11 protein-coding genes are annotated in these 14,126 nt (G+C 41.4%); 8 read left to right on the forward strand and 3 right to left on the reverse strand.

Annotation, left to right across the window (positions count from 1 at the left end; genetic code table 11):
* Window positions 1-546 precede the first annotated feature (546 nt).
* The 5 genes from yoaA (at window position 547) to rnd (ending at window position 6,708) form a co-directional block, all read left to right on the forward strand.
* Window positions 547-2,469, forward strand: a complete 1,923-nt coding sequence (yoaA, locus tag BKL49_RS06180) for a DNA repair helicase YoaA (RefSeq protein ID WP_077423744.1) — start codon at window positions 547-549, stop codon at window positions 2,467-2,469.
* A gap of 12 nt (window positions 2,470-2,481) precedes the next feature.
* Entirely contained in the window at window positions 2,482-3,192 is a 711-nt protein-coding gene (gene tsaB / locus BKL49_RS06185; protein WP_077423745.1) for a tRNA (adenosine(37)-N6)-threonylcarbamoyltransferase complex dimerization subunit type 1 TsaB, read from the forward strand.
* Between the two features lie 16 nt (window positions 3,193-3,208).
* Entirely contained in the window at window positions 3,209-3,754 is a 546-nt protein-coding gene (locus BKL49_RS06190) for a Slp family lipoprotein (RefSeq protein WP_077423746.1), read from the forward strand.
* A gap of 46 nt (window positions 3,755-3,800) precedes the next feature.
* Entirely contained in the window at window positions 3,801-5,489 is a 1,689-nt protein-coding gene (gene fadD / locus BKL49_RS06195) for a long-chain-fatty-acid--CoA ligase FadD (RefSeq protein WP_077423747.1), read from the forward strand.
* A 64-nt stretch (window positions 5,490-5,553) separates the two neighbouring features.
* Entirely contained in the window at window positions 5,554-6,708 is a 1,155-nt protein-coding gene (gene rnd, locus BKL49_RS06200; protein ID WP_077423748.1) for a ribonuclease D, read from the forward strand.
* A 61-nt stretch (window positions 6,709-6,769) separates the two neighbouring features.
* Here rnd and pta read toward each other — a convergent pair whose 3' ends face one another.
* Together pta and BKL49_RS06210 are read right to left on the reverse strand one after the other, a co-directional pair.
* On the reverse strand, window positions 6,770-8,908 hold the full coding sequence (gene pta / locus BKL49_RS06205) for a phosphate acetyltransferase (RefSeq protein WP_077423749.1): 2,139 nt from the start codon (window positions 8,906-8,908) through the stop codon (window positions 6,770-6,772).
* Between the two features lie 67 nt (window positions 8,909-8,975).
* Window positions 8,976-10,175, reverse strand: coding sequence for an acetate kinase (locus BKL49_RS06210; protein WP_077423750.1), 1,200 nt, complete (start codon window positions 10,173-10,175; stop codon window positions 8,976-8,978).
* Window positions 10,176-10,401: 226 nt separating this feature from the next.
* Between BKL49_RS06210 and yfbV the strand changes: the two genes are divergently transcribed.
* From yfbV to purF, 3 genes are all read left to right on the forward strand, one after another.
* Window positions 10,402-10,845 carry a terminus macrodomain insulation protein YfbV gene (gene yfbV / locus BKL49_RS06215; RefSeq protein ID WP_077423751.1) on the forward strand — a complete coding sequence of 148 codons (444 nt, stop codon included), beginning with the start codon at window positions 10,402-10,404 and terminating at the stop codon, window positions 10,843-10,845.
* An 84-nt stretch (window positions 10,846-10,929) separates the two neighbouring features.
* Window positions 10,930-11,421: a CvpA family protein gene (locus tag BKL49_RS06220; protein WP_077423752.1), complete on the forward strand. Its 492-nt coding sequence runs from the start codon at window positions 10,930-10,932 to the stop codon at window positions 11,419-11,421.
* A gap of 11 nt (window positions 11,422-11,432) precedes the next feature.
* Window positions 11,433-12,950 carry an amidophosphoribosyltransferase gene (purF, locus tag BKL49_RS06225; protein ID WP_077423753.1) on the forward strand — a complete coding sequence of 506 codons (1,518 nt, stop codon included), beginning with the start codon at window positions 11,433-11,435 and terminating at the stop codon, window positions 12,948-12,950.
* A 46-nt stretch (window positions 12,951-12,996) separates the two neighbouring features.
* On the opposite strand, the gene BKL49_RS06230 is transcribed toward purF, so the two are convergent.
* Window positions 12,997-14,028 carry a branched-chain amino acid aminotransferase gene (locus BKL49_RS06230; RefSeq protein WP_077423754.1) on the reverse strand — a complete coding sequence of 344 codons (1,032 nt, stop codon included), beginning with the start codon at window positions 14,026-14,028 and terminating at the stop codon, window positions 12,997-12,999.
* Window positions 14,029-14,126: the final 98 nt, after the last annotated feature.

The following is a 14,126-nucleotide window of genomic DNA, read 5'->3' on the forward strand; positions in this document are numbered from 1 at the left end:
TTGAGGGGATTTTTGCATTGGGAGCAAATAACATCGGGGCAAAATAAATAGCGTAAAAGTAGAAATACCGTAGAAGTAGAAAGATACTAATCAAAGAACATAAACGCTTTGATTTTTATTGTAAAGAAACTCAATCCCATTATTCAAAAGCAAAGATTATTTAAGAAAGCGTAATTTAAATGGCAAATTTAATTTGAAGTGTTATTGGGAATGTTATTTAGGGTGTTTTTTAGGGTATTTTTTTGTATTGATGGTCTTGATGATATAGCAAACCGAATTGAAATGAGCAACCGCAAACCTCTAATAACGAGCCACGTTTTCTTACCGTAAGAATAATTAACCATCAAAATGCATTTCTATCCGTTTTCCTTCTACCTCAAAATAAAACCATAAAAATTTTCAAAAAATAGACCGCACTTTTCGTGTAAAACTTTCCTTTGAGATGAAGGGACGGAATAAAACAAGTTAAATAATAACCTCATCATTTTTTCATATACGGTGACAGTGAGTTTTGTTAGACTTACGCAAAAAATTTTTTGACAACGAATGAATTATAACGAGCAAATTTCTGATATTTTTTCCCTTGAAGGTGTACTGAGCCAAAATATTAAAAATTTTCGTCCTCGAGCGGAACAGTTAGATATGGCGCAGGCTATCGGCAAGGCGATTCATCATAAATCCTCTCTTGTCATTGAAGCGGGAACCGGAACGGGAAAAACCTTTGCTTACCTTGCACCGGCATTAGTTTTTGGCAAGAAAACGATTATTTCTACCGGTTCTAAAAATCTTCAAGATCAACTCTTTAATCGGGATCTTCCGGCAATTAAGAAAGCCCTTCAATTCAGCGGTAAGGTCGCTTTATTAAAAGGGCGATCAAATTATCTTTGTTTAGAACGTCTGGAACAGGTTATTGCCCAAGGCGTGCTTGGGGATAAATCTGTTTTAGCCGATTTGACCAAAGTGCGTAAATGGAATAATAGTACGAAAACAGGTGATTTTACCGAATGTGTTGAATTCGCTGAAGATAGTCCCATTATCCCACAATTGACCAGTACGGCAGAAAGCTGTTTAGGGACGGATTGCCCTAATTACAGTGATTGCTATGTTGCAGCGGCTCGAAAAAAAGCACTGAATGCGGATCTGGTTGTGGTTAATCATCATTTATTTTTTGCCGATATGGCGGTGAAAGAAAGCGGTTTTGGTGAATTAATTCCCAATGCGGAAGTGATTATTTTTGATGAAGCACATCAGCTCCCTGATATTGCCAGCCAATATTTTGGGCAATCTTTAACTTCCCGCCAACTTTTTGATTTATGCAAAGATATTAATATCGTTTACCGTACGGAATTAAAAGACCAGCAACAATTGGGTACAACCGCTGATACTCTATTAAAAGTTGTGCAGGATTTTCGTCTTTTATTAGGGGAAGAAAATAACATAAGAGGAAATTGGCGTGAGTTTTATGCTCAAAGTGCGGTAAAAAAAGCTTTTGAATTATTGCAAGAAAAAATTGATTTTCTTTCTGAAGTGATAAAGCCGGCACTTGGTCGTTCCCAAACGCTTGATAGTATTTTTGAACGGGTTGAATCAATTAAAAATCAATTAAAGCGTTTAGCCGACACAAATATTGTGGGTTATTGCTACTGGTTTGAGGCAAATGGACGGCAGTTTGGTTTGCATATTACACCGCTAACAGTGTCGGATAAATTTGGGGAACAATTATCTACAAAAGAAGCCGCGTGGATTTTTACCTCCGCAACATTAGAAGTTGGGGGAACATTCGATCATTTTTGCCAACGCCTTGGCATTGAAAATGCTACACAGAAAATTTTGCCAAGCCCTTTTAATTACGCGGAACAATCATTACTTTGCGTTCCCCGTTATTTACCCAATACCAATCAAAGCCACACCTTGAAGACACTTGGAGAAATGCTTTTACCGGTGATTGAAGCTAATAAAGGGCGATGTTTTGTGCTTTGCACCTCTTATTCGATGATGCGTGGTTTAGCCGACTATTTTAGGGAAAACAGTGATCTTTCCGTTCTTTTACAGGGTGAAACCTCAAAAGGAAAATTATTGGAACAGTTTACGAAAGAACCTCACAGCGTGTTAGTTGCCACCTCCAGCTTTTGGGAAGGGGTGGATGTGCGTGGTGATGCACTTTCATTAGTGATTATTGACAAACTCCCTTTTACTGCACCGGATGAACCCTTACTCAAAGCACGAATTGAAGATTGCCGTTTGCAAGGTGGCGATCCCTTTAACGATATTCAAATTCCTGAAGCCGTGATTACCTTAAAACAAGGCGTAGGACGGCTTATTCGAGATGTGACGGACAGGGGCGTTGTGATTATTTGTGATAATCGTCTTGTGATGAGAAATTATGGTGAAACTTTTTTGAAGAGCTTGCCAAATTCTAAACGTACCCGCGATCTCAACAAAGTGATAAAATTCTTACAAAATAAATAATTGAGAAAACAAATGACAGATTTAACTTTATTGGCATTAGATACCTCCACAGAGGCTTGTTCCGTTGCCCTGTTGCATAAGGGAGAAAAAACATTTTTAAATGAATTGGCACAACGTACCCACACAAAACGTATTTTGCCAATGATTGATGAGATTTTAGCAAATTCAGGGATTCGGCTTCATCAAGTCAATGCGCTTGCTTTTGGGCGAGGGCCGGGTAGTTTTACGGGGGTTCGTGTTGGGGCGGGTATTGCCCAAGGGTTGGCACTGGGCGCAGATTTACCGGTGATCCCCGTTTCTAATTTAACCGCAATGGCTCAAGCTGCTTTTGAATTACATCAAGTGGAAAATGTTGCGGCAGCCATTGATGCAAGAATGAACGAAGTGTATTTTTCCCACTTGAAGCGGGAAAAAGTGCGGTCGGATTTGGGGGAATTTTTTCAATGGCGGGAAGTAATTGCCGAACAGGTATGCCCACCGGAATCGGTGATTGCTCAATTAACGGATCACAGCGTTTTTCGAGTGGGAACAGGCTGGAATGCTTACCCTCAATTTGTGGAAAAACAGCTTATTGGCAGTGATATTGAATTACCAAATGCCTTGTATATGTTGGAATTAGCGCGTATTGAATGGTTACAGCAAAAAATGATTTCAGCGTTGGAAATTGAACCGACATATTTACGTAATGAAGTCACTTGGAAAAAACTTCCGGGACGGGAATAAGAATGATGGAGGAAAAATGAACGGAAAAATCACCTTATTTTTGACCGCACTTTCATTGCTATTGGTCGGTTGTGTTACGCCCCCTCAAGGGTTGGAGCAAGAACGATTTTCTATCACGAGTTACCGCCAAATTTCACCTCAAGATCTAAATTGTCATTGTAAAACAGTGCGTTTAGGCGGAAAAATTATTCGATCCGAAGCCTTACCGGATAAAACGAAAGTGGAAATATTGAGTTTGCCGATTTCGCCTTATTCGGGTAAACCCTTCGTTGAATCGCCCTCAGAGGGACGTTTTATCGCTTATTTTGATGGCTTTATTGATCCTGAAAATCTTAAAGATCGTTATATCACTCTTGGCGGTCAATTATCCGGAAAAGAGCAAGCTAAAATCGAACAGGCAGATTATACTTATCCGATTATTCAGGTTTCAAATTACCGCCTTTGGACATTAACTAAAAGCTATTATTACCCAATGGATGAATGGGATGATTGGGGTTTATGGGGCTGGCGACATTACCGCCCTTGGTATCGTGAACCTGAAATTCGCTATTATTTGAATTAAGTGATAGAATCCGCCCTTCGTTTTCCAAAATTATAAGGCTAACAAAATGGAAAAAATCTGGTTTCAAAATTATCCGGAAGGTTCAGAAAAATTTCTGGATACATCAAAATATGAATCAATTCTTGATATGTTTGACAAAGCGGTGCGTGAACACCCCGACCGTCCGGCATATATCAATATGGGGCAAGTGCTTACCTTTCGTAAATTAGAAGAACGCAGCCGTGCTTTTGCGGCGTATTTACAAAATGAATTTAAGTTAAAACGTGGCGATCGCGTGGCATTAATGATGCCAAATTTATTGCAATATCCCATCGCCCTTTTCGGGATTTTACGTGCAGGATTGATCGCCGTGAATGTAAATCCCCTTTATACACCACGTGAACTTGAACACCAGTTACAAGATAGCGGTGCGGTAGCCATTATCGTGGTGTCTAATTTTGCCTCCACGCTTGAAAAAATCGTCTTCAATACGAATATCAAACACGTTATTTTGACCCGAATGGGCGATCAGCTTTCTTTTGGCAAGCGTACGTTGGTTAATTTTGTGGTGAAATACATCAAAAAATTAGTGCCTAAATATAAGTTGCCAAACGCCGTCACCTTTCGTGAAGTATTGAGTATCGGGAAATATCGCCAATATGTTCGTCCTGAAGTTGCCCGTAATGATTTGGCTTTCTTGCAATATACCGGCGGTACTACCGGTGTCGCAAAAGGCGCAATGCTTTCCCACGGCAATATTATTACCAATGTTTTCCAAGCCAAATGGATTGCCGAACCGTTTATCGGTGATCACAAACGCGCACGTTCTGCCATTCTCGCATTACCGCTTTACCACGTTTTTGCCTTAACGGTAAACTGCCTGCTTTTCCTTGAATTGGGGGTGACGGCAATCTTAATTACCAATCCCCGTGATATTGACGGATTTGTAAAAGAACTGAAAAAATATCGATTTGAGGCGATCACCGGAGTAAACACCTTGTTTAATGCATTATTGAATAATGAAAACTTCAAAGAAGTGGATTTTTCAGCATTAAAACTTTCTGTGGGCGGCGGTATGGCGATTCAACAATCCGTTGCAACCCGCTGGCACGATTTAACCGGTTGCAACATTATTGAAGGCTATGGAATGACGGAATGTTCACCATTGATTGCCGCTTGTCCGGTGAATGTGGTGAAACATAATGGCACGATTGGCGTGCCTGTACCCAATACGGATATTAAAATTATTAAAGATGATGGCAGCGAAGCACAAATTGGCGAGCCGGGCGAATTATGGGTCAAAGGTGAACAGGTTATGCAAGGCTATTGGCAACGTCCGGAAGCAACCAATGAGGTATTAAAAGACGGCTGGATGGCAACGGGCGATATTGTTGTGATGGATGAATCTTATAGTCTGCGTATTGTTGATCGTAAAAAAGATATGATTTTGGTTTCCGGCTTTAATGTTTACCCGAATGAAATTGAAGATGTAGTGATGTTGAATTATAAAGTGGCAGAAGCCGTGGCTATTGGAGTACCACACGAAGTTTCCGGTGAAACCATCAAAATTTTTGTGGTGAAAAAAGATGACAGCCTCACACGTGATGAACTTCGCCAACATTGTCGTCAGCATTTAACCGGCTATAAAGTACCAAAAGAAATTGAATTTCGTGATGAATTGCCGAAAACCAATGTAGGCAAAATCTTACGCCGTGCATTGCGTGATGAAGAAATGGCAAAACGTGCATCACACTAAATCAATCATTAAATAATGGGATAGCAATATCCCATTTTTGTTCTTTCATTTGAGCTTACATATCATGATAAAAGAATGTCAAAATCAACCGCACTTTTCATTGATTACAAGTAATCAAGCTCTGGCTGAAATTTGCACTTTAGCACGGCAGCAAAGTGCGGTTGCTTTGGATACCGAATTTGTGCGTGTTTCCACCTATTTTCCCAAATTAGGGCTTATTCAGCTTTATGATGGAGAGCGTGTTTCCCTGATAGATCCTTTGGCAATCACCGATTTTTCACCTTTTACCGCCTTGTTGGCAGATCATAATGTGCTAAAAATTCTTCATTCCTGCAGTGAAGATCTGTTGGTTTTTCTGCAAGAATTTGACCAATTGCCACAACCGATGATTGATACACAAATTATGGCGCGTTTTCTGGGATTGGGAAATTCGGTGGGCTTGGCAAAATTGGTATTACAATATTTGAAGGTTGAAGTGGATAAAGGCGCAACCCGAACAAATTGGATTAAGCGACCTTTATCGGAAACACAGTTACATTACGCCGCCGGAGATGTTTGGTATCTCTTGCCGCTTTATCATTGCCTGCAAAAAGAATTATCCGAAAGTCCTTGGAATGAGGCGGTGCAAGCCGATTGTGAACTTATGTTGGCAAAAACAGAGAAATTGCAAACCCGTGATCCCGAAAAGGCTTATTTAGAGATTCCAAATGCTTGGAAATTAAATCCCTTAGAACTTGCCCGTTTAAAAATTCTTGCCCAATGGCGGCAGGAAGTGGCAATGGCTCGGGATTTAGCACTTTCTTACGTGGTGAAATCCGAGAATTTATGGAAAGTGGCAAAATACAATCCCCGCAATACATCCGAAATGTTAGAAATGGGATTGAGCAATAATGAAATACGGATTCGAGGCAAGAAAATTTTGCAACTTCTGGCGCAGGCACGCCGTGTTCATCCTTCCGATTATCCGAAACGAATTGTGCGGGTTGTAGATGATCCGCGTTATAAAAAGGCTATTCGTTCATTGCAAGAAAAAGCCTACGAATTAACGCCTCAAGGTTTAACTTTGGAGATTTTGGCGAGTAAACGAAGTTTGGAAGATCTCATAAAGTGGGTTTGGTTGCATAATGAATCGCAGGCTAAATTGCCCGATTTATTAGTGGGCTGGCGGAGAGAGATTGGATTGCAACTTTTAACATTGTTGAAATCTATTGAGTTTTAAAGATTCGATAAAAAATGACCGCACTTCAAAAAAGTGCGGTCATTTTCATCTTTGTTTTAGATTATGCTTGTGTCGCTTGAATTGCGGTTAATGCAATAGTGTACACAATATCATCGACTAAGGCACCGCGTGATAAATCGTTCACCGGTTTACGCATACCTTGCAACATTGGGCCGATAGAGACTAAATCCGCAGAACGTTGCACCGCTTTATAGGTGGTGTTACCGGTGTTCAAATCCGGGAACACAAACACGGTTGCTTTACCTGCCACAGGGGAATTTGGTGCTTTAGAACGAGCCACATCTTCCATTACTGCCGCATCGTATTGTAACGGACCATCAATTAATAAATCCGGACGTTTTTCTTTCGCAATACGTGTCGCTTCTTTCACTTTTTCCACATCGGCACCGCTTCCTGATGTACCGGTTGAGTAAGAGATCATCGCCACTTTTGGATCAATACCGAAGGCTTTTGCCGAATCGGCGGATTGAATGGCAATTTCCGCTAATTGCTCTGCGGTTGGATCAGGGTTTACCGCACAGTCACCATAAACCAATACTTGATCCGGCAACAACATAAAGAAAATAGAGGAAACAATAGAGCTACCCGGTGCTGTTTTGATAATTTGCATTGGTGGGCGGATAGTGTTTGCCGTGGTGTGAACCGCACCGGAGACTAAACCATCCACTTCGTTTGCTTCTAACATCATTGTACCCAGTACAACCGTATCTTCTAATTGTTCACGGGCTGCCGCTTCGGTCATTCCTTTGGCTTTACGAAGTTCAACCAAACGATCGACATAGTTTTCACGCACATCGGCAGGGTTGATGATGGTAATACCTTTGCCGAGTTGAACGCCTTGAGATTCTGCAACACGTTGAACAGAAGCAGGATCGGCTAATAAAACACATTCGGCAATGCCACGTTCTGCACAAAGAACGGCAGCTTTAATGGTGCGAGGTTCATCCCCTTCAGGAAGCACAATGCGTTTTTTCGCTGCACGGGCTAATTCCGTTAATTGGAAACGGAATGCCGGTGGTGATAAACGGCGCAAACGTGTTGAGGCAGCAACCAAGCCATCGATAAATTGTGAATCGAATTGTTGACTCATATAGTCTTTGATGTTTTCAATACGTTCTTTGTCGTCAACCGGCACTTCAAGATTGAAACTTTGTAGGCTTAATGCGGTTTGCCACGTATTTCCTTCAATACGGAAAATTGGCAATTTGGTTGATTCAAATACGTGTTGGCAAAGTTTATTAATTTGTGCGTCAATTTTATAGCCACCGGTTAATAACATCCCGCCGATTTCAACCCCGTTTGAGGCGGAAAGTGCGGCAGCAACAATCGCATCAGGACGGTCAGCCGAAACCACCAATAAACTACCGGCACGGAAGTGTTCCACCATATTAGTCAAACTTCTTGCACAGAAAGTAATACCACGAATACGGCGGTTAATATCGCCTTCATTAATAATCGTTGCACCTAAATGTTTGACTAGATCGATTGCACGGGTGGCGATTAAATCCGCAGACCAAGGCACACAAGCGAGAAGTTTAATTGCACCTTTGGAAAAGAGTTTGGTGAGTTCGGATTTACTGTTATCGCTATGTTGGAAGGAGTCGAAAATTTCTGTTAAATCCGGACGGGTACGGCCTGATTCATCAATCGGCGCGTTGAATTTATTAACCACCACCCCTAATAGGTTTGGATTGTGTTTGCCGCCAAATAATGATGCCGCTGCTTCTACGCGTTCTTTTAGTTCTGCCGGCGTTTCTGTTGATGGGGCAGCGACTAAAACGATTTCTGCATCCAATGCTTGAGCAATTTCATAGTTAATGCTGTTGGCATAGCCGTGTTTACGGGTTGGAATTAAGCCTTCAACAACAATGATTTCGTTGTTTTTAGAAAGTTGTTGATGATTTTCAACGATTTTTTCTAACAAGACATCCGATTGATTTTGACCAATTAATGATTCCGCCACGCTTAACATAAACGGTTCAGCGGTTTCAAGTGTGGTGCTGGAGCGTACGATAGAGGTAGTGCGATCCAGTTGATCTTCACCGGAATTAGGTTGAGAAATAGGTTTCATAAAACCTACTTTTGCACCTTTTTGTTCAAGAGATTGAATTAAACCAAGACTTACGCTGGTTAAACCGACACCGGTACTGACCGGAATAAGGATAATAGTACGGGACATAATAAACCTTAATTAATTTTGAATGATAAAGAAAAACTGCCGAATTTTTCGGCAGTTTGTAGATTGATTAGAAACAAAGTTTTGCAGTGTCTTGTGCGATCACTAATTCTTCGTTGGTTGGGATAACCATTGCAACTGATGAACCGTCTTTTGTAATCACGCCTTCGTTACCAAAGCGTGCGGCAAGGTTGCGTTCTTCATCGATTTGATAACCGAAAAGTTTTAAGTGATTTAAAGTAATTTCACGCACGTGTGCAGAGTTTTCACCGATGCCGCCGGTAAACACGATAGCATCCAAACGTTCGCCGATCACTGCCATATAAGAACCGATATATTTTGCCAAACGATAGCAATATACATCTAACGCACGTTTTGCCGGCACTTCGGAATCGTAGTTATCTTCCGCATAACGGCAGTCACTGGTTACTTCGGTTAAACCTAAAAGACCGGATTTTTTGGTTAATGTGGTTTCGATTTCATCTACGGACATTCCCAAGGTTTTGTGCATATAGAACATAATTGCCGGATCAATATCACCGGAACGGGTACCCATTACTAAACCTTCTAATGGGGTTAAACCCATTGAGGTGTCGATACATTCACCGTGACGAATGGCAGAAACAGAACCGCCGTTGCCTAAATGGCAAGTAATCACGTTGACTTTATCTTCTGCGATCCCCAAACGTTTTGCCGCTTCACGGCTGACATAATAATGGCTGGTACCGTGTGCGCCATAACGGCGAACGCCGTGTTCTTTATATAAAGAGTAAGGTAAGGCATAAAGGAATGCTTCTTCCGGCATTGTTTGATGGAATGCGGTATCAAATACAGCAACGTTTTTATCTTTTAATGCAGGGAATAATTTGAAGGCTTCACGAATACCGATTAAATGAGCCGGATTATGAAGTGGAGCAAATTGAATGGCATTTTCGATTTCATTAACGACTTCATCGGTAATCAACATTGATTTTGTTAATTTCTCACCACCGTGAACAATGCGGTGACCGATAGCGGAAATGCTGTTTTGTAATGCAGGATCTTTCGTGAAAATATTTTCCACAATAAAGTTCAACGCCTCAGTGTGTGCCGCACCCGCACCTAAGTCCGCTTGTCCTTTTTCGCCGTGCAATTTCCATTTAATACGGGCTTCCGGCAAATAGAATGCTTCGGCTAAACCCGATAATTTTTCATCGCCCGAAATAGGATCAAGGATTGAGAATTTTAGTGATGAGCTACCGCAATTAAGGATAAGAACAAGTTTTGACATAAGAAACCTTCTAGATTGAAGTTGATAGAAATTTGTCCGTCATTATTTGTTGGCGAACAAACCAAAAGCCCGCATAGAATACACCTTTTGCACGATAAAATAAATTCACACGGAAAGAAAAATCAGACTTCAAATTAAAAAAGATGAAATTTTCATCAATTTGAATGAATAGAAAGTTTTATTGAACTGAAGTATCATAAGTGCGGTTATTTTTAAGGAAGTTTTTATGGCGTTTTTTTCTATTTTTAAACAAGGGCAAATTTATCTTAACACTTGGCCAAAAGAGCCTAAATTAGGCATTATTTTCCCTGAAAACCGTATTATCAAAGCGACTTGCTTCGCCCGAAAAACAATGCCGTTAATTGCCGTCTTTTCGGTGGTGTGGCAGCAGCTTTATGCCAAACAGGATATGATGGCATTTTCATTGGCAATTTTGACCGCACTTTTTGCTTTGCTTATGCCTTTGCAAGGGTTGTATTGGTTGGGTAAACGTGCAACATCGCCTTTGGAATCACAAAGTGCGGTTTGGTTTTATGATATTTGCGAACGCCTGAAAAAAATCCAAGAACCCTTACCAAGGGTGCAAGACAAACCGACATACCAACATTTAGCCGAAGTTTTAAAGAAAGCGGAACAGCGATTGGATCGCACATTTTGGCGGGAAATTTAGTCACGCAAACGTTTTCTTTTTGACTTTATTTTTGTAGAATACGCCGGCTGCTTTAGGCAGCTCTTTTTATTGAGAGATTTTTTAATGATCGATTACATTATCATTGGCATTATTGCCTTTTCCATTATTGTCAGTTTATTACGTGGCTTTGTGCGAGAGGTGCTATCACTGGGAAGTTGGGTAGTCGCCTTTATTGTGGCAAGCCAATTTTATCCTTATCTCGCCACTTATTTAACACAAATTGAATCCACTTATGTGCGTAACGGTACGGCAATTGGCATTTTGTTTGTTCTCACCTTAATTGTCGGCGCAATTGTAAATTTTGTGATCGCACAATTAGTGGATAAAACCGGTTTAAGCGGGACAGATCGCGTATTGGGCGCAGCATTTGGACTATTACGTGGGACATTGATTGTTGCCGCCATCTTATTTTTCTTGGATACCTTCACAAACTTTGAACAAACCCAATGGTGGAAAGAATCAACATTGATTCCGCATTTCGGGTTTATTATTGAATGGTTTTTCCAACAACTTCAAGAAAGTTCCAGCTTTTTAAATTCAACACTTCATCAATAAGGATCATAGAAATGTGTGGTATTGTCGGTATTGTTAGCCAAACTCCGGTTAATGAATCTATTTATGCAGCATTAACATTGTTGCAACATCGTGGACAGGATGCGGCGGGCATTGTTACGGTGGACGATGAAAATCGTTTTCGCTTACGCAAAGCGAATGGTTTGGTGAGCGATATTTTTAGACAGGAACATATGCTACGTTTACAGGGCAATGCCGGAATGGGACACGTGCGTTATCCCACGGCTGGGAGTTCAAGCGTATCGGAAGCCCAACCTTTCTATGTAAACTCGCCTTATGGTGTCACCCTAGTTCATAACGGAAACCTGACCAATTCCACCGAATTAAAAGAAAAAGTGTTCAAAACCGCACGCCGCCACGTCAATACCAATTCCGACTCCGAATTACTTTTAAATATTTTCGCCAATCACCTCGATAACATTCCGCAAGATCATCTTGACCCACAGGATATTTTCTATGCCGTCAGTAAAACCCACAAAGATGTGCGGGGGGCTTATGCTTGTTTAGCGATGATTATCGGACACGGTATGGTTGCCTTTCGTGATCCTTTTGGTATTCGCCCTTTAGTGCTTGGGAAGCGTGAAGAAAACGGCAAAACCGATTATATGTTTGCCTCCGAAACCGTGGCATTGGATGTCGCAGGGTTTGATTTTGTACGTGATATTGCGCCGGGCGAAGCGGTGTATGTAACCTTCGATGGCAAACTTTTTGCACAGCAATGTGCAGAAAGTGCGGTCTTAAATCCGTGTATTTTTGAATATGTCTATTTTGCCCGACCGGATTCCATTATGGACGGTGTTTCCGTTTATGCGGCACGGGTTCATATGGGCGAACGCTTAGGGCAAAAAATTGCCCGTGAATGGCAGGCTGAATTAGACAATATTGATGTGGTGATTCCTGTGCCGGAAACCTCCACAGATATTGCCCTACAAATTGCCAATGTACTGAATAAGCCTTACCGCCAAGGATTTGTAAAAAATCGCTATGTCGGACGGACTTTCATTATGCCGGGACAAGCACAGCGTATTAGTTCTGTTCGCCGTAAATTAAATACCATTAAAGCCGAATTTAAAGATAAAAATGTTTTGTTGGTAGATGATTCTATCGTGCGAGGCACTACCTCAGAGCAAATTGTTGAAATGGCACGAGCCGCCGGCGCGAAAAAGATTTATTTTGCCTCCGCCGCCCCGGAAATTCGCTATCCGAATGTGTATGGTATTGATATGCCAACCAAAGAGGAGCTTATCGCTTACGGTCGAAATGTAGATGAAATCGCCAAATTAATTGGCGTGGATAAACTGATTTTCCAAGATCTCAGTGCATTGACCGAATCGGTTCAAGAAGAAAATCCAACGATTCAGGCTTTCGACTGTTCCGTATTTACCGGTGAATACGTTACCGGTGATATTACAGCGGAATACCTCGACAACATCGCCTCTCAACGTAATGATTCGGCAAAGAAAAAGCGTGAGAAAGATGCCACGAATTTAGAAATTCATAATGAAAGATAAAATTAAAGTGCGGTTAAAAATAACCGCACTTTGAAAAGCAAGAAAATTATTCAACTTTTACTATCCAGCCTTCCGGTGCTTCAACATCACCAAATTGAATGCCGGTTAATTCATTGTAAAGTTTGCGGGTGACAGGGCCTACTTCGGTTTCGGAATAAAACACGTGGAACTTATCTTTATGTTGAATACCGCCAACCGGTGTAATGACTGCGGCAGTACCGCACGCACCGGCTTCGGCAAATTGATCAAGTTGATCGATATACACATCGCCTTCAATGGTTTCCATTCCTAAACGCTCTTTCGCGATGTAAAGGAGGGAATATTTTGTAATACTCGGCAAAATAGATTCTGAGGCAGGAGTGATAAATTTGTTATCTTTGGTGATACCAAAGAAATTCGCCGCCCCCACTTCTTCAATTTTTGTATGGGTTTTCGGATCGAGATAAATCGCATCGGCAAATTTGCGTTCTGTTGTGCCTTGTTCGATAGCTAATTCGTGTGGGAGAAGGCTTGCCGCATAGTTGCCACCCACTTTTACGCCGCCTGTTCCCATTGGCGCGGCACGATCATATTCGGTAGTAATAAAGTTAGAAGGGGCGAGTCCACCTTTGAAATACGCACCAACGGGGCAACAAAATACCGAGAAAATAAATTCAGGGGCGGCTTTTACGCCAATATTTTCGCCAACTCCAATTAAGAATGGACGTAAATATAAGGTTGCGCCTGAACCATAAGGCCCTAACCATTCTTGATTGGCCTTGACTACCTCTTTACAAGCACGGACGAATAATTCAGTTGGGACTTGTGGCATTAAAAGACGAGCGGAAGTGCGTTGCATACGTTTAGCATTTTCATCAGGACGAAATAAATTAATAGAGCCGTCTTTGCAACGATAGGCTTTTAAACCTTCAAAGCATTGTTGACCGTAGTGAAGAGCGGTTGAACCCTCGTGGATATGTAGCGTGTTATCAGTGGTGAGTCTGCCTTCGTCCCATTTGCTATCTTTCCAATGGGCAATAAAACGGTAGTCTGTTTTTATGTAGCTAAAGCCGAGGTTGTTCCAGTCTAAGTTTTTCATTTTGCTTCCTTTAAGTATGATGTTTTACAGAAATGGGAGTTAATCTACACCATTATTCTGAGCATTAAAACCTCTGTGCCCAAATTTTTTGCGATTTC

Origin of the sequence: Rodentibacter myodis, assembly GCF_001999305.1 — a bacterium.
Lineage (GTDB): Bacteria > Pseudomonadota > Gammaproteobacteria > Enterobacterales > Pasteurellaceae > Rodentibacter > Rodentibacter myodis.

Coding starts and splice junctions, on each gene's coding strand:
- yoaA (WP_077423744.1), top strand. CDS start 547: ATGAATTATAACGAGCAAATTTCTGATATTTTTTCCCTTGAAGGTGTA.
- tsaB (WP_077423745.1), top strand. CDS start 2,482: ATGACAGATTTAACTTTATTGGCATTAGATACCTCCACAGAGGCTTGT.
- BKL49_RS06190 (WP_077423746.1), top strand. CDS start 3,209: ATGAACGGAAAAATCACCTTATTTTTGACCGCACTTTCATTGCTATTG.
- fadD (WP_077423747.1), top strand. CDS start 3,801: ATGGAAAAAATCTGGTTTCAAAATTATCCGGAAGGTTCAGAAAAATTT.
- rnd (WP_077423748.1), top strand. CDS start 5,554: ATGATAAAAGAATGTCAAAATCAACCGCACTTTTCATTGATTACAAGT.
- pta (WP_077423749.1), bottom strand. CDS start 8,908: ATGTCCCGTACTATTATCCTTATTCCGGTCAGTACCGGTGTCGGTTTA.
- BKL49_RS06210 (WP_077423750.1), bottom strand. CDS start 10,175: ATGTCAAAACTTGTTCTTATCCTTAATTGCGGTAGCTCATCACTAAAA.
- yfbV (WP_077423751.1), top strand. CDS start 10,402: ATGGCGTTTTTTTCTATTTTTAAACAAGGGCAAATTTATCTTAACACT.
- BKL49_RS06220 (WP_077423752.1), top strand. CDS start 10,930: ATGATCGATTACATTATCATTGGCATTATTGCCTTTTCCATTATTGTC.
- purF (WP_077423753.1), top strand. CDS start 11,433: ATGTGTGGTATTGTCGGTATTGTTAGCCAAACTCCGGTTAATGAATCT.
- BKL49_RS06230 (WP_077423754.1), bottom strand. CDS start 14,028: ATGAAAAACTTAGACTGGAACAACCTCGGCTTTAGCTACATAAAAACA.